General features: G+C 45.6%; 23 protein-coding genes. 21 read left to right on the top strand and 2 right to left on the bottom strand.

Features of this window, described 5'->3' with window-relative positions:
• Positions 1–19 precede the first annotated feature (19 nt).
• From BM412_RS11765 to BM412_RS11750, 4 genes are all read left to right on the top strand, one after another.
• Positions 20–1,249, top strand: a complete 1,230-nt coding sequence (locus BM412_RS11765) for a serine hydrolase domain-containing protein (protein ID WP_091220361.1) — start codon at positions 20–22, stop codon at positions 1,247–1,249.
• 243 nt (positions 1,250–1,492) lie between these two features.
• A complete protein-coding gene (locus tag BM412_RS11760) occupies positions 1,493–1,888 on the top strand; it encodes a VOC family protein (RefSeq protein WP_091217872.1) in 396 nt (131 codons plus the stop codon).
• 109 nt (positions 1,889–1,997) lie between these two features.
• Positions 1,998–2,534, top strand: a complete 537-nt coding sequence (locus BM412_RS11755) for a GNAT family N-acetyltransferase (RefSeq protein ID WP_091217870.1) — start codon at positions 1,998–2,000, stop codon at positions 2,532–2,534.
• Positions 2,535–2,557: 23 nt separating this feature from the next.
• Positions 2,558–3,841, top strand: coding sequence for a glycoside hydrolase family 5 protein (locus BM412_RS11750; RefSeq protein ID WP_218163140.1), 1,284 nt, complete (start codon positions 2,558–2,560; stop codon positions 3,839–3,841).
• A gap of 56 nt (positions 3,842–3,897) precedes the next feature.
• Here the strand turns inward: BM412_RS11750 and BM412_RS11745 are convergent, their stop codons facing one another.
• Positions 3,898–4,149, bottom strand: coding sequence for a hypothetical protein (locus tag BM412_RS11745; protein ID WP_091217866.1), 252 nt, complete (start codon positions 4,147–4,149; stop codon positions 3,898–3,900).
• Between the two features lie 165 nt (positions 4,150–4,314).
• Between BM412_RS11745 and BM412_RS11740 the strand changes: the two genes are divergently transcribed.
• The 9 genes from BM412_RS11740 (at position 4,315) to BM412_RS32885 (ending at position 9,721) form a co-directional block, all read left to right on the top strand.
• Positions 4,315–4,818 carry a DinB family protein gene (locus tag BM412_RS11740; RefSeq protein WP_256256263.1) on the top strand — a complete coding sequence of 168 codons (504 nt, stop codon included), beginning with the start codon at positions 4,315–4,317 and terminating at the stop codon, positions 4,816–4,818.
• Between the two features lie 19 nt (positions 4,819–4,837).
• Positions 4,838–5,368 (top strand): hypothetical protein, encoded by a 531-nt coding sequence (locus tag BM412_RS11735; protein WP_091217859.1) that lies wholly within the window; start codon positions 4,838–4,840, stop codon positions 5,366–5,368.
• A 336-nt stretch (positions 5,369–5,704) separates the two neighbouring features.
• On the top strand, positions 5,705–5,992 hold the full coding sequence (locus BM412_RS11730; protein ID WP_091217856.1) for a hypothetical protein: 288 nt from the start codon (positions 5,705–5,707) through the stop codon (positions 5,990–5,992).
• Positions 5,993–6,122: 130 nt separating this feature from the next.
• Positions 6,123–6,644 (top strand): P-loop nucleotide/nucleoside kinase family protein, encoded by a 522-nt coding sequence (locus BM412_RS11725; protein ID WP_256256261.1) that lies wholly within the window; start codon positions 6,123–6,125, stop codon positions 6,642–6,644.
• 95 nt (positions 6,645–6,739) lie between these two features.
• A complete protein-coding gene (locus BM412_RS11720; RefSeq protein ID WP_091217850.1) occupies positions 6,740–7,537 on the top strand; it encodes a DUF3221 domain-containing protein in 798 nt (265 codons plus the stop codon).
• A gap of 191 nt (positions 7,538–7,728) precedes the next feature.
• A complete protein-coding gene (locus BM412_RS11715) occupies positions 7,729–8,154 on the top strand; it encodes a MarR family winged helix-turn-helix transcriptional regulator (protein ID WP_091217848.1) in 426 nt (141 codons plus the stop codon).
• A 77-nt stretch (positions 8,155–8,231) separates the two neighbouring features.
• On the top strand, positions 8,232–8,567 hold the full coding sequence (locus tag BM412_RS11710) for a DoxX family protein (RefSeq protein WP_091217845.1): 336 nt from the start codon (positions 8,232–8,234) through the stop codon (positions 8,565–8,567).
• Positions 8,568–8,814: 247 nt separating this feature from the next.
• A complete protein-coding gene (locus tag BM412_RS11705) occupies positions 8,815–9,243 on the top strand; it encodes a hypothetical protein (RefSeq protein WP_091217842.1) in 429 nt (142 codons plus the stop codon).
• 202 nt (positions 9,244–9,445) lie between these two features.
• Positions 9,446–9,721, top strand: coding sequence for a hypothetical protein (locus BM412_RS32885; RefSeq protein ID WP_371264766.1), 276 nt, complete (start codon positions 9,446–9,448; stop codon positions 9,719–9,721).
• A 102-nt stretch (positions 9,722–9,823) separates the two neighbouring features.
• On the opposite strand, the gene BM412_RS32510 is transcribed toward BM412_RS32885, so the two are convergent.
• The gene (locus BM412_RS32510) at positions 9,824–9,946 is read right to left on the bottom strand and encodes a hypothetical protein (protein WP_256256259.1); all 123 of its coding nucleotides are present in this window, start codon (positions 9,944–9,946) and stop codon (positions 9,824–9,826) included.
• A gap of 316 nt (positions 9,947–10,262) precedes the next feature.
• On the opposite strand from BM412_RS32510, the gene BM412_RS11695 reads away from it, so the two are divergent.
• The 8 genes from BM412_RS11695 to BM412_RS11660 all read left to right on the top strand — a co-directional run bounded on the left by BM412_RS11695 (position 10,263) and on the right by BM412_RS11660 (position 19,040).
• A complete protein-coding gene (locus tag BM412_RS11695) occupies positions 10,263–10,922 on the top strand; it encodes a hypothetical protein (RefSeq protein ID WP_091217837.1) in 660 nt (219 codons plus the stop codon).
• A 105-nt stretch (positions 10,923–11,027) separates the two neighbouring features.
• Positions 11,028–12,539, top strand: coding sequence for a stalk domain-containing protein (locus BM412_RS11690; RefSeq protein ID WP_177245785.1), 1,512 nt, complete (start codon positions 11,028–11,030; stop codon positions 12,537–12,539).
• Positions 12,540–12,630: 91 nt separating this feature from the next.
• Positions 12,631–13,269, top strand: coding sequence for a hypothetical protein (locus tag BM412_RS11685; protein WP_091217832.1), 639 nt, complete (start codon positions 12,631–12,633; stop codon positions 13,267–13,269).
• 762 nt (positions 13,270–14,031) lie between these two features.
• Positions 14,032–14,949, top strand: coding sequence for a phosphotriesterase family protein (locus tag BM412_RS11680; RefSeq protein ID WP_177245784.1), 918 nt, complete (start codon positions 14,032–14,034; stop codon positions 14,947–14,949).
• A gap of 26 nt (positions 14,950–14,975) precedes the next feature.
• Entirely contained in the window at positions 14,976–15,545 is a 570-nt protein-coding gene (locus BM412_RS11675) for a dihydrofolate reductase family protein (RefSeq protein WP_091217827.1), read from the top strand.
• 35 nt (positions 15,546–15,580) lie between these two features.
• Complete coding sequence (fabZ, locus tag BM412_RS11670; protein ID WP_091217825.1) at positions 15,581–16,018, top strand: 3-hydroxyacyl-ACP dehydratase FabZ; 438 nt, start codon at positions 15,581–15,583, stop codon at positions 16,016–16,018.
• A 302-nt stretch (positions 16,019–16,320) separates the two neighbouring features.
• Positions 16,321–17,313: an ABC transporter substrate-binding protein gene (locus BM412_RS11665; protein WP_091217823.1), complete on the top strand. Its 993-nt coding sequence runs from the start codon at positions 16,321–16,323 to the stop codon at positions 17,311–17,313.
• Between the two features lie 119 nt (positions 17,314–17,432).
• Positions 17,433–19,040 (top strand): AraC family transcriptional regulator, encoded by a 1,608-nt coding sequence (locus BM412_RS11660; protein WP_091217821.1) that lies wholly within the window; start codon positions 17,433–17,435, stop codon positions 19,038–19,040.
• The last annotated feature ends 104 nt before the right edge of the window (positions 19,041–19,144 follow it).

Below are 19,144 nucleotides of genomic sequence, written 5' to 3'. Positions count from 1 at the left end.
AGACCCCATGCAAAAGAAGATGGAGCAAATAAACAGCAGTTTTTCCGAAAGAGGGCTGCGCAGAATGCACGACGTGCTGGCACTTCATGTCGATTCCGGGAAGATTCCGGGTCTCGTCGCCTTAATTAACCGGAACGGTGAGACGCATGTCGAAGCGATCGGTACGATGCGCCATGACGGCGGCGCTTCGATGCGCCGGGACACGATCTTCCGGATGGCTTCGACATCCAAGCCGGTTGCGGTCGCGGCGGCGATGGTCCTGCTCGACGAGTGCAGGCTGCGGCTGGATGACCTGGTAGAGACATGGCTGCCGGAACTCGCCGACCGGCGTGTACTGAAACGAATCGACGGCCCGCTCGACGACACCGTGCCGGCAAGGCGTCCAATCACCGTACGGGATCTATTGACCTCCACGTTCGGGCTCGGGATGGATATAACTTCGCTGGGCACTCCGATCATGAGCGCAATCTTCGAGCAAGGCCTGACGCCTGATCTACCGAATCCGATGCCTGAGCCGGATGAGTGGATGCGCCGACTTGGCACGCTTCCGCTGATGTACCAGCCCGGAGAACGCTGGCAATACCACATCAGCAACGATCTACTCGGCGTGCTGGTCGCCAGGGTCACAGGCCAGTCGTTTGAGACGTTCCTGCGCGAACGTATCTTTGACCCCCTTGGCATGAAGGACACGGGTTTCCACGTGCCTGCCGACAAGATCGATCGGCTGCCGCCCCTCTATGCGCCTAACCCGCAGACCGGAGAGTTTAATGTGTGGGATGAAGCTGCTGGCGGACGCTACAGCCAGCCTCCGGCGTTCCAGGGCGGAGGCGGGGGGCTGGTCTCCACCGTCGATGATTTCCATGCCTACTTCCGAATGCTGTTGAATCAAGGGATGCACGGAAGCGAACGGATCTTGTCCCGGACTGCCGTCGAGCTGATGACGACCAACCGCCTCGCGCCGGAGCAGCAAGCAGCCCGGCACGCTATGGCCACCAACAATGTCCATGTGTCATTCGGCCAAGGGCAGCACGGCGGATGGGGCATTGGGATGGCGGTGCGCACCTACCGCGGTGACTACGCGCCTATCGGCCAGTTCGGCTGGGACGGAGGAAGCGGCACCTCGACCTATGCTGACCCGACCAACCAGCTCACGGGAATCCTGCTCACCCAGGTCGGGATGTCCACCCCGGATTCAGCGCGGCTGATACACGACTTCTGGACCACGGTCTATCAGGCAATCGAAGACTGATAACCGAGCCCTCTCGGGCTCATAGTAATTGAAACGTTAATTGCATTACGTTATCCCGTTTGTTCAGCTAACGAGGAACGATAGCTCAATAAAACTACTTGAAGGCTGCCGAACTACCGATTCGGCGGCCTTCATTATGCTAATGGGCAGATGAGCGAAGCTTCTATTAGCATTGACAATGGAAAGGGCAATACGTATGATCCAGATAGAATTGTAAAATAAATGCAAATGAGGCGAATGCGGATGGCGACAACTGACTGGGCGAACAAAATTACCGAAATCACATTGTTTGTGGAAGATTTGCAACGGTCGAAGGCATTCTACCAAGAGTCGTTCAAGCTTGCGATCCTATATGAAGATGAAAGCTGCGCCGTGTTCGATTTTGGCAATACAAGCATCAATCTCTTAAAACAGTCGGAAGCCCGCGAGTTGATTGAACCTGCGCAGGTTGGGTGCAGCGGGGATGGCGCGCGGTTTCAGTTCACGATCCAAGTGCCGGACGTTGACCGGGTATGCGATGAGCTGGGAGTGCGGGGTGTGAAGGTACTGAATGGACCGATAACGCGCCCCTGGGGGCGTCGAACAGCTTGTTTTGCCGATCCGGACGGGCATGTATGGGAGATTGCACAGGTGCTGTAATGAAGCATCCGGGCTTCCGTTTAAAGCTGCAATGCGCCGAAGTCCCGAATTCCGAGCCTTGGACTTTTAGATAATCTGAAATTGTATTATCGATACGGAGGGTTGCCTGGTGGAGAAAGAGATACGATTAATCGAGGAAAGTGATTATGAACAAGCGCATGCATTTCAGTGCGAGTATTTGGATGTAGAGAACTTTGAGGATTTTATGCAACGGGTGAAAAGTGATCCTGACTTGTACCTTGTAACAGTGGTTGGTAGTGAAGTGGTTGGTATTTGCTATGGAAGTCCGTCGAAGAGAAATGATGCAGTCATTAATTTGAATGGGATCGCGGTTAATCTGGATGATTCAAAGCCATATGCTAGAGTTGGGCTCGGAACAAACATGCTGCGGTTCTTTGAAACAGCGGTAAAGAAAAGAAGCTATCAAACAATTGGTGTAGGATCAGCGGCCGATCCCAAAGTAGAAGCTTTTTATATAAAAAATGGATTTAACCCAAAGGAACTGGTAGTCAAAGGTTCAAATTTAGAGGAATTGGAGAGAGTCCGAGTAGATGACTTTGAAAGCGGGATTTTACGAAGAGAAGAACTAAAACGTAAATACAATCCAAGAGAAGTGATCTTCATTTTAGAAAAGGATTTAGGATGAATGACTTCAGGGGGGCCGCGATATTGAAAAAATGGAGCATAGCGCTTGTTGTTTTGCTGCTCATGTTTATTTTGGCAACGGGGTGTAAGGGTGGTTCGCAGCAAAACCTAGGAAAGGAGGTAGCGAAAAATACAGAGAATGCCACGCCGGCGGCCAGCAAAGCGGAGGAGAGTACACCGTCTACCGAGCCGGCTCCGGCTGAATTGCCCGCGACTATGCCGGGGCCGAGGCTGCCGAAGCGGGACCCGCAGTCGGCGCCGCTTGACGTGTTTCAACAGGCGGAACAGCTCGGGAGAGGCGTCAATCTTGGCAACGCGCTTGAGGCGCCGATAGAAGGTCAATGGGGAGTCATTCTACAGGAAAGCTACTTCCAGACGATCAAGGATGCAGGCTTCGAAACGGTCCGCGTTCCGATCAAGTGGTCGGCGCATGCGGACGCGATAGCTCCTTATGCTATTGACGCCAAGTTTTTCGAACGCATTGATTGGGTCATTGACCAGGCGCTGAAGCAGGGATTGAACGTCGTTCTTGACATGCACAATTTCGATGAAATCTATCAGAATCCGGATGAGCAAGAGGCTCGTTTTCTGGCGCTATGGAAGCAAATCTCGGCACGGTACAAGGAGCTTCCCGGCAATGTGTATTTTGAGATGCTCAATGAACCAAACAGTTCTCTGACCTGGTCCAAATGGAATAGAATGCTGAAGAAGGCACTCGATACGATTCGAAGCGAGGATCAGTGGCATTCGGTCATAATCGGCCCCGTCAGCTGGAGCAATTATGCAGAACTTGTGTCGCTCGACATCCCGGCGAACGAACACAACGTTATCGTTACGTTCCATTATTACGATCCTTTTCCCTTTACCCACCAAGGCGCAGAATGGGTAGGGCCGGAGATCGGAACGCTCGGCGTCATTTGGCCAGGTCCCCCGGCGCAGAAGGTGGAACCGAGCACTGCCGCCAAGCAGGTGAGCTGGGTGGACGATTGGTTCCAAGCTTATAATTCGAATCCGGTGGAGACGAATCCGGCAGGTCCCAACTCAATTGTGGAAGCCTTTGATAAGGTGAATGATTGGGCAAAGGAGAACCATCGCCCGATCTATCTTGGCGAATTCGGCGCATACAGCAAAGCCGATATGGCATCACGAGCCCGTTGGACGACCTTCGTGCGGGAGGAAGCGGAGAAGCGCGGTTTCAACTGGGCTTATTGGGAATTTAGCTCGGGTTTCGGCGTATATGACCCAACAGCTAATCAGTATCGAAAGGAATTGCTGGAAGCACTTATACCTACTCCTCATAAAGAATAGAAGGGCTCGCTTCAAACAAAAGAAAAGAGACGCATTGCGCGTCCCCTTTCACGGTATTATTCACTTGTAGTGTATTTCAGTCTGTCCTCTTCACTTAATGTGAAAAAACTACTTGAGCCACGGACAATGGTCGTTCCATCGGCAATTTGTACGGAGTGATCATTGTAAGATTTAATTGTCGATATAGGTCTCATACGCATTCGATCTTGGAAGGCTTCGACTGGTTCTTTATGCATCCTCGCTAATTCGAAATCTTGGTCGGACTTTAATTCTTGTTTGGCAGTGAATAGCGGTTTTTCTTTGGCCATGATTAGGTTATCCTCTTCTCAATAGATGCTTTTATTATTGAATGTTACACCAGTACAACACTCAATGCAAATTTAATACAGTTAAACTATTTAGAGTAAAATTGATGAAACTCGCCTCATCACGATGCCGACAAGAAATGCAGCCGTACTTTAGGAGTGGTAATGATGACTAGCGTAAGGGAAGTTTTGCTCGATCAGTTGGCAGCTTGTCATAACGATGAAAGTTGGTTTAAATCGTCTAAAACGATTTTAGAAGATATATCGGTCGCTGAAGCAATCCGGAAAACAGAGGGGAATTCAAGTTCCATCTGGGAGATCGCGAACCATCTCATTTTCTGGAACGAAATGTGGCTAAGAAGGTTTATTAATAATGATGTAATCGAGGAAAATAAGATAGGAAATGATGAGACGTTCGAATTGGATCATACGAATATAAATGAAAAAGGTTGGAATGAGACCATACAGCGATTACAAAATGGCTTTATTGAATGGCGAGACATGATCTCGAATTGTGAGGAGTCAAAACTGGAAAGTAGAATCCCATCCTACTTTAATGCTCAGTGGTGGGGTGTCATTTCGAATTTGTGCATCCATAATGCGTACCATATCGGGCAAATGATGTTGTTGAAAAAGCAAGTGAAGCAGGTGAAGCAGATCGACTTTAATTAGGTAACGGAGGTGGCTGTTAATGGATTACATTAGAGATTACGCGATGTATGCATCCGTGTTTGGCATGTTTAGTTTTGCGTGGTTTGGCTGGGCACTAGAAAATCCCAGAGCAAGCTGGCGAATATATCTTGGCATTGCATCAGGCATTGCGTTATTAGTGTGTTTAACAGGCGTCTATTTAAGCGTTAAGAACTGGGATGCGCCATCCGCCTTGAATGAGGCGTCCTCCTTTCGCGACTACTTGATTTCGTTTTATGCCGAATTTGTTTTGTCTGGTGCAGGTGCATTTGTATTGATCAGGTTGAAGCGCAAAGCCTACGTCGCACCATGGATCGCTTTTATCGTCGGTATTCATTTTATTAGCTTGAAGAGCGTATTTGATGATCCCAGCTTATGGCTTCTGGCAGCGCTTATGGTTACCGTCTCGATTGTAGCCGTAATTGTATCCCCCAAGCTGCAAGTGGCAAACAGCGCAATTACAGGTATTGGTGCCGGTACGGTATTATTCGGTTTTGCCCTATTAGGATTAATACGGTTTATAGCAGTGTAATCACGAAAATGGGGGGAATTGGAGGTGGTGCTATTTAAACCTTAGCGGCTGCCTCCACGACAGCTCAATATAACCTATGACGAAGTTGCCGGTACACTTGGCGGCTTCTTTATGTTGAACGGGCATTTTGGCGTACTGGAATTGCAGTCCCCTTCTTATTTCCAATTAGTGAAAGTAACATTATTTATAAATTGAACGTCTATGAAACATGTAGAAAAAAGGAGGAAGGAAAACTCGATTCGCGGTCGACACTGCTGCGAGCTAACGGATAAGTTTAGCAAATAAGTCACATGGTTAGAACTATCATGAAAAGACCTTTTGTCTGTGGAGGAAAATATGAAACTGCTTGCATACGTTACTCGCGCGTTATTAGCGCTCGCAACACTCGGCGCGCTGCTGTTGCTCGCCATCGCATTTCTATTCAACGATACCGGCGAGTCAGCTATTACGCTGCTTAGAATTTGGGGAGGATATTCGCTTGTCGGGGTCATCCTTATCATCGTAAACGAGATGATGTTACGAAAGGCTTTTGCGAATCCTTCGTTTCGGAGAGTTTACGGTCTTTTTTGGGCTTGCATCGCGGTGGTAGGGGTCTGTACTTGGGCGATAAAAGTCTATTTCTAGACGAAAATGCTCTGGAGCATATCGAGGTCACAGTGACCTTTAGTGATGGTCAAAAGAGATGGTGTTCTATTTGTACGAAGGCGGGATTAGTAAGTTCGACCCAGTTGTTCAACTAATAGGGAGGTGTAGGGTGAATCAAGGGAACAGAAGCGTAATTTACTTGATTTCGGGACCGCTTGGAGTCGGCAAATCCACGACTTCGCAAGAACTGGCACGCAAAGTCGGGCTATGCGTGCTTATCGAGGGGGATCATTTGCTTCATCTGCTTAAGGACGAGTTACCTCTCTCATGGGAAGAAAAATTGCGCCTTACCTGGGATAACATTTTAGCTTTAACGAAAAATTTGATACGGAATCATATAAGTATCGTTATCGATTTTGTCGTCGAAGATGAATTTGATTGGTTCTGCGAACAACTAGCCGACTTGAACGTAGACCTTAAGTATATGGTGCTCCTAGCCGATCAAGAAACCATCGTTGAAAGGTTGACGATGAGGGGAGACCTGGATTCCTTGGAGCGTTCACTCTACTTATTGAACAAAATGGAGCAAACGCCATCCGTAATCCGCTTCGGTTATAATACAACGGGAAGCCGGCCCACGGAAACGGCAGATGAAATTCTAGTGAATTCCCGTTATCACGTTGAGCTTTAAACAATGTAAATTCCAGTTAATCGCACGCGTTCAGAGCAACTAATACACGGATTCGTGCGTTAAAGGTGTAAAGACTCCGAAAGGAAGCGTGCCCCATGAAGCGAATGACCATTACTGTGCTGGTTGTGATACTGTTGACAGGCTGCGGCCGTCAAATGGAGCCTAATGGCAATGTACAAGGCGGCTACGCAAATAATACCGTCCAAGTTACCGGCAATGAAGTGAAAGGTTCCGGGACCATCGATCCGAAGAGCGAGCCTGGTGAAGTCCGCAGCTTTCTCCAAGACAATCAGATTCCGAACGGCGATATCTATTTGAAGGATGGGCTGCTCTATATCAATCTCGTCAAACCGACGGAAGATGGCGAGCGGTTGCTGGCGGACCGTTATAAAACCGGGACGTACAAGACTGTGCGCGTAACACATTCGATTGAGGAGCTTCAGGCAGCACAGGATAAGCTCGACAATCAGGATCTGTTCAGCAGGCTGAATCTATACTCGACAAGCATTGATGTGATCAAAAACAAAATCACCATTACGATGCCGGATTCGAGCGAGGCAGAAGCTAAGTCCGAAATCGAGAAGCTGATCGATCCGATTCTGATTGAATACGACATTCAGGAGCTAAGCGAGAAGCCGGACGTTGTCGGTTCAATCTCGAAAATCGACAAGGAGTCGCATCGCATTCTAGTGCTGGAAGACGGGAAGACCGAGCCGAGCTACTGGTTTAGCTTCAACAATCATTCGGAGCTGGTAGACAGCACCGGGCACGCAGCCACCTTTGACGATTTGAAGGAAAAAGGCAAAGTGCGAGTATGGATCAACGGCGCAGTAGAGGATTCCTTCCCGGCGCAGGCGGGAACGCGCAGACTCGAGTTCGTTGCTTCGAATTAGGCTTTGGTCGAACCCAAGCATCGATAAACCTTTAGTAATTTGAAATAGAAGGCAGCCGGTCAGAAATGATCGAGTGCCTTCTTTGTTAATGAAGGGGTCTGCTATTCATTTGACAATCGGAATGATTTGCATTAATATATGCTATAGCATATAGTTGCGTGAATACATCTTACATATAAGCGAGGTCTGCTATGAATTTATTTGATTTGACCGGATTTCTTATTCATAAGACCGATATGAAACTCACAAATTACTTTATCCGAAAATTGAAACCCTATAAAGTCACTCCGGAACAATGGGGGATCATCAGCGTGCTTGATTGCGATCGAGCGATGACGCAAAAAGAAGTTGCCGAAGCGATCGACAGAGATCAAAGCACGGTTGTCAGAATGATTGCTTCGCTTGAGAAAAAAGGCATGGTGCGGCGATTGCAGAATGACCACGACAAACGTTCCCATAACCTGTTTCTTAGCGCCAAAGGCATGCAGCTTAAAACGAGTCTTTTACCTGTGGTAAAGGAAGCGCATGATTTTTTGACCCGTAATTTAAACCAGGATGAACTTGCGTTGCTTCACGAAACGCTTCATAAACTTTATCTTAACGTAGAGGGGGAATAGTGCTTCTAGCGCTTATATATGCTATGGCATATAGTTTGGTGAGATACTTCATTATTAAAGAAAGAGAGTGATTCGTCATGTTGATTACTATTTTTCAAGCTGTGCTGGGGATATTCTTTATATTCACAGGTACCACGATTATATCCGGAAAAATGGCAAATGAATTCAAAAAAATTGGCCTTCCGTCTGTATTCAATTTTCTAACCGGCTTTATCGAAATTGTTGGGGCGATTGGAATGATTGCAGGGTTTTGGTTCCCAATCGCAGCTCTATTATCCGGTTTCCTGCTGGGTTCGACAATGCTGGTTGCCGCTTTTATGTTGATTGTTATTGCAAGAGATCCGTTTAAGAAAGCAATTCCGGCAATCCTATTGAGTTTATTGTCCTATACTATCGCCATTTACATGCTATAGCATGTAAATGGTCAGAAGAAGTGAAGTGTTTAACATGTGTTATTGAAAAAAGTGCTCCCGTGTACCGAAGGCTCGGGGGCCTTTTCTTTTCTCGGCTAAGGATTGTCGGTGGCAGAGAGGCCGGCTGAAAGGTATGGTTTTGCTTTTGGCAATCGGAAAAATGTATGATGGGTAAAAATGGTGCGATTGTTTGAAAGGTACGGTGTTTATGTTTGTGAAGCTAATATTGATAATAGGAGCGGCTATAATGCTGTTCTGGTTGGTACTCCTATGCGGCTATTATGGAAAAGTTTTCGTTCAAGAACAGAAAGTTGAACGAAATACGGCGCAATTCTTAGATAATATACAATCGAAAAACTTTAGTAAAGCAGAGGAGCTGTTCGGCAGCCCGATTGACCTTGAAGGAATGAGAAATCTCCAAGATAATAAGGGATTTTGGTTAGAAGCATATAACCATATCAAGGCAGAATACGATGATGGATGCGTTTGTACCGGACAAGCAGAATTAACGTTTCATGCTCATGGTAAGTCGATAGATGTTTCAGCGGTTTTTTCGGTTGGGAAAGGAAATAAGGTGGGTCAAATTTGTGCTATCACACCACCTGGTGTTAAGCGGGGCTCCATTCCGGAATTATCAGAATGGAACTTGATTGCTTGTGGGAGCGACTCATTTTAACAACGTAGTTACTACAATTCCTAAGGGGCTGCCTTATTTTGAAAACCAAGTTGACAATCGGTGTTTTACTCGGAATTATCGCGTTTGTGGTTTTAGTTCTAAGCATAACCCTGATGCCAAGTGTTTTTCGAAACGGAATGACACAAAAGATACGATCCTATTTCGATTCGATGAAAAGGACATTAGTAGACTGAATGAGTTAGTGCAGCGTCATAATAATGGCAAGGGAGACTATCTTATGTTAATCCCGCCTGTTATTGATGGCGGGTACTGGATACATGATGTACACTCTGATGGAAGAGAAATTACTTGGACTATCGATAACACAAGAGATGGAATGAGTGCAGAGAGAGGGAAAAAAGTTTATCAGTGTAAGGATATTAGCGTAATTGAAAAATCAGATGCTTATGCTTATACACTTGATAAATGCGATAATTTAGGTGACAAGAGTATTCCAATCTTTAATATCCCCAAGTAAATGCTGTAAAACTTTGTTAAACAAAAGGGGATTATAATAGCACAACGAAGAACAGGCTGCCGATCTCTCGGCGGCCTGTTGGTGTTCGAGCTGCTCGGTTATTTAGCGCATGCTATCCCCGGAATTCATGGCGACATAAACTCGCGTACCGTCAATGCTGACAACGATATCTACAGGCGCACCGCCGGCTACCAAAATTTCGGTCACGATCGAATTGGTGGTCAAGTTCAGCACGGTGACGCTTTGAGGAAATAAATTCGTTACATAGCCGAGCGTGCCGCTCGGGTCGATGACGATCTCGGCGATATCGCTATCCCGAAAGGATCGCTTCCGACAGGGAGTGGGATTGTCGCTATTATCGTATTGTTGGCCGTTAGTACCAGCTCATTGGCAGATGTAGAATCGCTCGTTTTTCATTTTGATTAATTTTGGGAAAAGTTACAACTTTTAGTTTTATTTTGCGTCTATGATTTAGCTGGAGACATGAATAAGTAAAGACAAATTCTTGTACATTCAAAAACCAATAGATTTGGAGGCCTTCATGAAGAAGATTATCGCAGCAACTACAATCGCAACAATCTCTGCGCTTACGGTAGGTATATTAATTGGAGCCGGAAGCGTAGGTCAAAAGCCAATTTCACTCATTGTCAATGGTATGACGAATGAACAATTTCCGCTTCATCGATTACCCGCACCTCAGATCGTAGATGGTTATGTTATGGTACCTGCTGCATCATTGAAACGCACGTTTCGAGAAGATGTGAAATGGAACTCTGCAGCAAGAAGCATTGAGATCAATCCTGATGTTTGGAAAGAAGGCGGCTTTGGCTATAAAGCGGAGGATTGGACCAAAGTGAGAAATCGGATTTATAAGTACCTCATCGCTGTCGAAGAGCAAGATCGTAATCAATCTGACTACGTAAGTGATGGATTCCAATCAAACTATATTTGGGATGGCGTCTCAATCATGGACATCCAATTTCGTGACGGCAAAGAAAATGAAACTACCTATACAGTAAGAGTGGCGACTGTGCTTTACACCTCTAAACCGGAACGACTTTATTATACGATCATGGATTTCAGCATTGACAAGAAGTCCTTAAGGATCAATAGAATATCCTCGGCGCCCGGTGGTAGCGGATATTTACGCGAGTACACGGTATTACCGGGCATTGAAATTATGACACCGATTGAAGGCTAACTATAGTCGAATGTAGCCAAAAGGAATTTGAAATGAAATCGATCACTTTTGATGTCCAATTCCTTTACAACTCCACTTTTCAACAGAAAGGAAAAAAATAAGAGCATGAAACGATACTTAATTGCATTATTATTGTTGTCAAGCTTAGTATTTATCGCATATTCACCAAGCTTACCAGCATCTGCAGCCTCAGATGATTTATCAACTGAGGCCTCGTCGAAAATATCCGAATTTGAAGCGAGTGCATTTATAATGTCTGATGGAACTTACTGGGTATGGGGTGATCAGCAATCGGTCCCTACGAAAGTCCAAGGTATAAAAGATGCCGTTGCTTCATTTGGCGGCTGGTTGGTAGTGAGCAAAAATGGATCTGTTTCCTACGTTGAGAGAGATCGGTATTTTCCCTCCGTCATCCTAACTCAACCTGTCGAAGGACTTCGCGAGGTCGTCTCAATTCACCCAGGCTGGAGTGGATGGTTTGCAGTCGATTCGATAGGGCAGGTTTATAATCTCCCGAATAAAGTCGGGCGTAGTCCAGCGGTTTTGGCGATCGATGAAGTCACACTTATACCCGGAATAGAAAATGTACAAGATATTGTTCCTTACTATGAAATCGACGAAGAAAATAATTATATAAGTGGCTCGATTTTCTTAAAGAAGGATGGAACAGTATGGAGAAATACGAAAGAGTTGGAGTCTTTCGAGCCCGTCTCGTCGTTGTCCAATGTAGTGGATATAGAACATAATATGATATTAAAAGAGGACGGAACCGTATGGTCATTATTGATTAATTCGAGGACTAGTGTAATTGCCACGAAAGTGGAAGGACTAATCAATATACGTTCGATCATATCGAATGGAAGGACCCATTTGGCTGTGGATGATGATAATCAGTTATGGTTTTGGGGGGAGACGCTAACGGGCACCTCCGACGGTACTATGCCGCATACAAATAAAACGCCGATTAGGTTGTCCGGAATTAAAAATGTAACGAATGCATACCTCATTGAGCGCTACATCGTCGCGTTCACCGACGACGGTAATATGTACGATACGTCGACTAACCGCGAGTCAATGCCCTCTGACGCCAAGTTCGAACATTTGACATCAGACGTTGTAAAGGTTCAAGCCGGCAGTCGGCACTTGATCATGCAGAAGTCAGATGGAACGCTTTGGGGGTGGGGTGTCAATAAGAATGCTCAACTAGGCTTAGGCGATTACGAGTTCATGCGTGAAAAGCCGACTCCGATGCAACCTCCGATTGAGATCGTACTCAACGGAAATTCCGTTGCATTGACAACCGGCGTCATTATCCGAAATGGTCAAGCTTTCATCCCATTACGTTCTGTTTTTGAACAGATGGGAGCCAAACCCGAATGGAATGCTGCCGACAAGAAGGTTACCATTGAGCGCAAGTCAGAGGGCAAGCCGTCTGTAACAATCCTCGTTAAGTATACGTCCGGAGAAGTGTACCTGAATGGTACAGCAACTCCTTCGGTAAATAAACCTTTCATCATTCAAAACACATCCTATTTGCCGCTCCGCTTGATTAGTGAATTGCTTGGGGCGAAGGTAGTCTGGGTGAAGGAGCAGCGTAAGATTGTCATTAATAGTTAAGTCATCAAGTCTGTCGCATTACAGTCTTTTCTCAATATCCAATGAAAGAACGGCAAGTAAAGCTGAAATTATTAACGAGGAGGATGTCTAAATGAGTTTGTTAGATACTTTACCTGAACCCAAAATACTAAAGCGGCTTATGAAAATCCATGCTTCTTTAAATATTGTTCTATGTCCAGATGACGAATGGCTTCGTTACCACAAGTTCGATCCAACATGGAGCGATTATGTTTCAATGGCGAAAATTGATAATGGATCAGGCGATCATATTTTTATTGTATTTAGTCCTCAAGGAGCTATCATAAAAGGTTTTGACCACGAATCTGGATTAAGCCCATATGCACGCGAAGAACATGAGATATGGCCAGGTATATATGAAGGTGTTCCTAATTTATTATTTGCTTTACTTAATGATGAAGCAATAGAAAGTGATGATGTTACTTTTTGCATCTGGCGTGAAATTAGTGATTCAACATGGCAGAAGGGGAAAGTTGAAATACCAGAAGGGGAAGATGATGGGCTGAGTTATTTGGTTGGTTCGATTTTTCTTACGCCTGAGGATTTTGTGCAATTCGCGCAAGAATATTTTGAGTTAACGCCATCATTAGCTATTATAAAGAAAATTTATGATGGAGTTCCTATAACGGCAGAGATGATTACAAAGTTAAATCCTGAATGTAATGTAGAGGATGTTCTTCATGAGTTAGAGTTGTTGAATCAGTCTAAATAATTAAACTAACGCAGAACGATGATGGCTCGAATAAAAGTTATTGAAACCAGGGGGAGTTGGTCTCTTCGTATGCTTCGCTGTTTACCTCATCTCAATAAATTATTTTCAGAAAACTCAATACACACTATGTGTCTATGAGAATCCTGCAAGTAATGGTAATAAAGTCGAAGGATTGGATGATCCGAATCATAAAATAAGTGGTTATAGTTTCGGAGTTCCAGGTCTTGGAATACCGGATAAGAGAATTAACGTATTTAGCGCGCCTCTGTATGTTCTGATAAAACAAAGGAATCAAGAAATTAAATATGTAACAGACGATATAAAGAAATTAAATGATTACTTGAAAAACGAATTATGATAACTTGTACATGTTCGATGAAATCAATAGACCGATGCAATTCGACATCCGGACGAAAGGAGAATGGTTAATGAGCGAAGGATCTGTTTGCAACAAGGTTCTTTAAAGAATTATATTATCAATGATTATATAGTTGCTATTCCATCTAGGGATGTATTGGTGTTTTGTGATTCTCAATCTACGCAGGCAATTGAAGAACTGAAGAGTGTGATACAAAGAGTATGGGAAGACGGAGATCACTTACATACGAATAAATTGTTAATAAGAAAAGAGAGAAGATGGGCATTCATTTAAAATAATTTTATTAAAACCGTCATAATACGAACTGGCAGGATAGTTCAATGATTTCGCGAACATAGCTTTAGAGGTGAATACAAAGATTCACACGAGAAGAGGTGTTTTTCTTGCTGCAAACGGTTTCAGGTTTAATTACTGCGCAGGAAGCAGGACGGATTTTGGAACATGAGCATGTGCTCGTAGGTTTTGTAGAAGATGGGAAGCTTACACCGGAGATGTATGACCGTAACGATGTGGTCACGTCCATCCTTCCGTATTTGTTGAAGTTGAAGGAAGCCGGATGCAGCACCATGGTGGACTGTGCACCGGAGTACTTAGGCCGGGATCCTTACATTCTGCGGCAGCTGTCGGAACTGTCCGGCGTCCATTTAATCACGAACACCGGATTTTATAAGAAGCCCTATCTGCCATCATTCGTTTATGAGATTTCAGAACGAGATTTGGCGGACATATGGATTCGGGAAGCGCGGGACGGCATCGGCGAGAGCGGAGTGTATCCGGGTTATATCAAAATCGCGCTTAACGATGGGACGACGATCGACGATGTACAATTGAAGATCCTCCGTGCGGCTATGCGAACCTCACAGGAAACCAGCCTGCCGATTCAGTGTCATACAATAGGCCATGATATCGCCCTGCACGCCTACGAGATTATGAAATTAGCGCAGTTCGACCAGGAACGGTTCATTTGGGTACATGCACAAACCTTCAAAGACACTGATGTTTATAAGCGGCTTGCTGAGGCAGGAGGTTGGATTTCCATCGACTCTATTTTGCCGGGGACTTATGAAGAGCATGTAGATTTATTAGGCCAGCTGCTCGAATGCGGGGTCGGTGACCAAGTGCTGCTGTCCCAAGATACCGGCTGGTACAATGTAGGACAGTTCAAGGGAGGCAATTTACGTCCGTATCATCACTTATTTACCGACTTCTTCCCTGTAGCAGCGGCCGGTGGTCTCGAACCACAATGGTTGGAGCAATGTGTAACGAGCCATGCCTTTCAAGCTATGAGCATGCGATCCTAGTAACAGAAATCGGAGGAGAAGAAAACATGAGAAAACTCGTTTTGTTCATGCATGTGTCGCTGGACGGGTATGCGTCGGATTCTAAAGGAGGACTAGATTGGATTCCGTACAACGAGGAATTACAGAAGTACGCCGAGGAGGTCGTAGCCGAAGTCGGTTCTCCCGTATACGGACGTTCCACGTACCGGATGATGGAGAGCTACTGGCCGACAGTTCTGGTTGATCCGAATGCGTCGAAGCACGATTTGGAGCATGCCAAATGGGTGCAGGATGTTAAGAAGATCGTCATTTCCGGCTCGATGGACAGTGCCGATTGGAATAATACGATGCTGATCAAGGACAATATCGCAGTGGAAATCAAGGCGCTCAAGGAGCAGCCTGGTAAAAATCTCGTTATCTTCGGCAGTCCGGGAGCGGCGAAGACGTTGCTTGAGCTCGGCTTGATCGACGAATTCCTGTTGACGATTTGTCCGGTCATCTTGGGCGGCGGAAAATCGGCATTCCACGGCGACGGTGAGAAAAACAAGCTCAAACTGCTGTCCAGTCGAACGTTCAAGTCGGGTATTATCGCGGCTAGATATGAGTTAGAGAAATAGCCGTGCCCGACGGGCGATTCTAGAGGAGGCAATCGATGTTTGACATCACTAGAATTAAAGAGTTAATTCCACATAGATATCCACTCTTATTAGTGGATAAAATTATAGAGGTCGTTGAAGGGCAAAAAGCGATTGGAATTAAAAATGTTACATTCAATGAACCATATTTTCTTGCTCACTCTCCCAATTCCCCTGTCATGCCCGGAGTTTTAGTTGTAGAAGCACTGGCCCAAGTAGGTGGAATAGTAATGTCCAGTGGGGAGAACATTCCTAATCAGATTGGACTTCTAACGGGAATTGACAATTGTCGTTTTAAAAAACAAGTAGTACCAGGACATCAACTTTATCTTCAATTTGAAGTGACTCGGGTAAAAGGTCAAATCGTCAAAGGAAAAGGCATGGCGACAGTAGACGGTGAACTCGCATGTGAAGCAGATATCATGTTTGCATTCGCTTCGATTGCAAAAAACTAATGGAGAACGATAGCTTAATAAAGAAAAGGTTGCCATCTAAATACGGCAGCCTTTTCTGTTGGGCAGAATCAATTGCTTAAGGCAACGGCTCGGTTTTGCCTGCTCATATATTGAGCAGCATATTCAGGGGAGTGCCGGTAACGAATTGCATTCGTCAGGCGATACTGCGGTTATTCATCTGCCATGGACAAAACCCAGAGAGATTTCTTTGTTTGTCCATTGAGTCCTGCGTAGTTATCCATTACTATAGCAATATTGATAATGATTATCATTATCTACATTATTTTATAAGGAGAACGCCTATGTATCGAAATTCCAAATCAGTTGCTCTATTGACCATTATTGCACTAATGGGCGCATTATTAATAGGGTGCGGCAAGAACAATACAATGGAAGGCAATGCGGTCAACTCAACCGCGGTTACAACGGAAACACAGGTAGCAAATGAGGAAGTAAATGAAACAACACGTAAGTTCACGGATTGGACAAAACACGAAGTCCAAATTCCAGTAACGCCTCAGCGGGTCATTTATCATGGTGAAACAACGGGCGATTTACTTGCCCTTGGCGTTAATCCTATTGGAATCATGAAAGATGCAATTACAGGAACTGTACTGGAAGATCAGCTGCCGAACGTGGAGGACGTCGGCTTTCCGCTAAATGTAGAGAAAGCAATGACGCTTAAGCCTGATCTTATCATTTTCTCCAATGATGATGCAGAGCAATATGATGCCATCGCTAAAGTTGCTCCAACCGTAACATTCAATACGTTCGACCAGCTGGATGTTCGGATGCGGACGTTAGGTGATCTGTTAAATAAGAAGCAAGAGGCCGAGGAATGGCTGGCTGCACATGCGGCTAAGATGGCCGACATGTGGGCAGATTTGCATGCAAACGGAGTTAAAGAAGGCGAAACCGCATCCGTGTTCACAATGTATCCGGGCAATCGACTGTTTATTATGGCAGGAGCAGGCCTCCCGCAATTCTTGTATGAAGAAGGCGGCTTCAAACCGTTGCCTATCGTTCAAGAGCTTATAGATCAACAGACGGGCTTCTTGGAAATATCCGCAGAGCTGCTGCCGCAATACGCTGCTGATCGCATCTTTATTCTCAATCCTGTCGACCCCGCTGCGCAAAAAGATACGAATGCGCTCTTAAATGGCAGAATATGGAAGGGAATCCCCGCTATTAAAAGCGATCATGTCTATCACTTCGACATACTAAAAGCGAGCAGCGATGCAACATCCCGAGAGTGGATGATTACAGAACTGCCAAAGGTTCTGCTGGAAAAGTAAAAGGTGAATAAGGAAGCAATTCAGAAGAAGCACTTCAACGTTGTGTTGAAGTGCTTCTTTCTTTTGTCTATAATAAGGCGTAATTGATAATTGTTCTCAATATTGAAAGGGGCCGCAACATGTCACCGACACGAACAGCCCGGTTACCGCTTCAATCGCTCTTATTTCATTTTGCAGATGTTGAATTGCTCAGCTATGGTGCTGGCGCGGTATTAGCCGAGGAAGTAGCTTCAAGCTATACGCTATTTGTATTTAAGAGCGGCAACGGTAAAATCTATACCGAGACGTTCAGCTCTTTCTTCTCGCCTTCTTGCTCGTATGTACTCCCACCTTCCAGCGCTTATCAGTTGGAGAGCATGGACGATAGCGAAATTGAATATTATCGTGTTTCCTTTTCCGTTTTCCATGTAAATGACGGTACAGCCGAGCGCTTCGAACAACAGCTGTTCCCGGATCGCGAGGAGCTTCGGATCTATCCGCAGTCGCAATGGAGTGAATTACTTGACAAGTTATATGTTGACCATACTAAGCAAGACAACATAGAGGCGTACCGTCAACAATTGCAGTTTCAGAGGATTATTGAAGTTATGCTGGAGCTTAATTTGCAAGTTGATCAGCCGCAGAGCTCTGCGCAAACAGTAGAACAAACGATCCAATACATGCAAGCAAACTTCCGGGATCCAATCACTGTCACGCAGCTCGCCCAGTTGGCTAATGTTCCTTCTTGGCAGTACACATCTATATTCAAGGAACTTACCGGTAAAAAACCGCTGGATTATTTGACGGAGCTACGTATTAATCGAGCCAAAGAATGGTTAATCGGTACCGAGAGCACCCTCAGAGAAATTGCGGAACACGTCGGCTTTACTGACGAGTATTACTTCAGTCGGCGATTTCGGCACATGACAGGCTCTTCGCCACGGCAGTATGCCCTCTCCAGGAGGCTGAATATCCTTGTGAAGGATTGGAACGGCCATGAGGTCCGTATCCCTTCGCACCCGAGCCGTATTCTGTACTGCGGGGAGACGACAGGCGATATGGACATGCTGGGCATTCCGCTTATTGAGAATCAGATCTTCTGTAAGGAAACGCCTCTCAGTCCGGAGCAGGCATCCAAGCTCTCGCCTGATCTCATTATTTTTGATCATGATGATGAAACGCTCTATTCGCGAATCTCGCAAATTGCTCCAACCCTCACCTACAATTCTCGAGGCTCGCTGGATGACAGGATGGTAATGCTCGGGGAGTGGTTCAGCAAAAAAAACGAAGCCCAACAATGGCTTCTTCATTATAGCGAACATACAACGCAAATGTGGCAGCAGCTTCGGATGCGTATTGGCCCGGAGGAGACGGCATCTGTATTTGTGTTCCATCGCGGCATACGTTTATTTGTGATGGGCAATATCGGTCTTTCATCGATCTTATATCATCCCGACGGCTTCCGCCCAGCCGGCAAGGTGCAAGAGATCTTGACTTCAGGCAGGCCGTACAAGGAAATAACGGCTAAAACCATTCATCACTATGCCGGTAATCGCGTGTTCATGATGATTCCTGAAAGCCCTGAGTCCAAGACCGCCATGGAGGAGCTGATGGACAGCCCACTTTGGCGAAATCTCCCTGCAGTGAAGAATGGATTCAGCTATTTGCTTGATGAACGGGACTGGAACCATGAGGATGCCGCAACGAGAGAGAGGCTGCTCATTCTCCTCCCACAGCTGCTTACCTAGACCTCATACCCGGCCTACAAAAGGGGAGCTCCATTAAAAGGGCTTGACGCAGGATCAGGCCTAGGGAAGCAAATTTCCTATAATTGATTTTTGAAAGCTTGAGC

The organism is Paenibacillus sp. BC26 (genome assembly GCF_900116125.1).
Classification (GTDB): domain Bacteria; phylum Bacillota; class Bacilli; order Paenibacillales; family Paenibacillaceae; genus Paenibacillus_Z; species Paenibacillus_Z lignilyticus.
This window is presented reverse-complemented; position numbering and strand designations above follow the sequence as displayed.

Coding starts and splice junctions, on each gene's coding strand:
- BM412_RS11765 (WP_091220361.1), top strand. CDS start 20: ATGGAGCAAATAAACAGCAGTTTTTCCGAAAGAGGGCTGCGCAGAATG.
- BM412_RS11760 (WP_091217872.1), top strand. CDS start 1,493: ATGGCGACAACTGACTGGGCGAACAAAATTACCGAAATCACATTGTTT.
- BM412_RS11745 (WP_091217866.1), bottom strand. CDS start 4,149: ATGGCCAAAGAAAAACCGCTATTCACTGCCAAACAAGAATTAAAGTCC.
- BM412_RS11740 (WP_256256263.1), top strand. CDS start 4,315: ATGACTAGCGTAAGGGAAGTTTTGCTCGATCAGTTGGCAGCTTGTCAT.
- BM412_RS11735 (WP_091217859.1), top strand. CDS start 4,838: ATGGATTACATTAGAGATTACGCGATGTATGCATCCGTGTTTGGCATG.
- BM412_RS11730 (WP_091217856.1), top strand. CDS start 5,705: ATGAAACTGCTTGCATACGTTACTCGCGCGTTATTAGCGCTCGCAACA.
- BM412_RS11720 (WP_091217850.1), top strand. CDS start 6,740: ATGAAGCGAATGACCATTACTGTGCTGGTTGTGATACTGTTGACAGGC.
- BM412_RS11715 (WP_091217848.1), top strand. CDS start 7,729: ATGAATTTATTTGATTTGACCGGATTTCTTATTCATAAGACCGATATG.
- BM412_RS11710 (WP_091217845.1), top strand. CDS start 8,232: ATGTTGATTACTATTTTTCAAGCTGTGCTGGGGATATTCTTTATATTC.
- BM412_RS11705 (WP_091217842.1), top strand. CDS start 8,815: ATGCTGTTCTGGTTGGTACTCCTATGCGGCTATTATGGAAAAGTTTTC.
- BM412_RS11695 (WP_091217837.1), top strand. CDS start 10,263: ATGAAGAAGATTATCGCAGCAACTACAATCGCAACAATCTCTGCGCTT.
- BM412_RS11690 (WP_177245785.1), top strand. CDS start 11,028: ATGAAACGATACTTAATTGCATTATTATTGTTGTCAAGCTTAGTATTT.
- BM412_RS11685 (WP_091217832.1), top strand. CDS start 12,631: ATGAGTTTGTTAGATACTTTACCTGAACCCAAAATACTAAAGCGGCTT.
- BM412_RS11675 (WP_091217827.1), top strand. CDS start 14,976: ATGAGAAAACTCGTTTTGTTCATGCATGTGTCGCTGGACGGGTATGCG.
- fabZ (WP_091217825.1), top strand. CDS start 15,581: ATGTTTGACATCACTAGAATTAAAGAGTTAATTCCACATAGATATCCA.
- BM412_RS11665 (WP_091217823.1), top strand. CDS start 16,321: ATGTATCGAAATTCCAAATCAGTTGCTCTATTGACCATTATTGCACTA.
- BM412_RS11660 (WP_091217821.1), top strand. CDS start 17,433: ATGTCACCGACACGAACAGCCCGGTTACCGCTTCAATCGCTCTTATTT.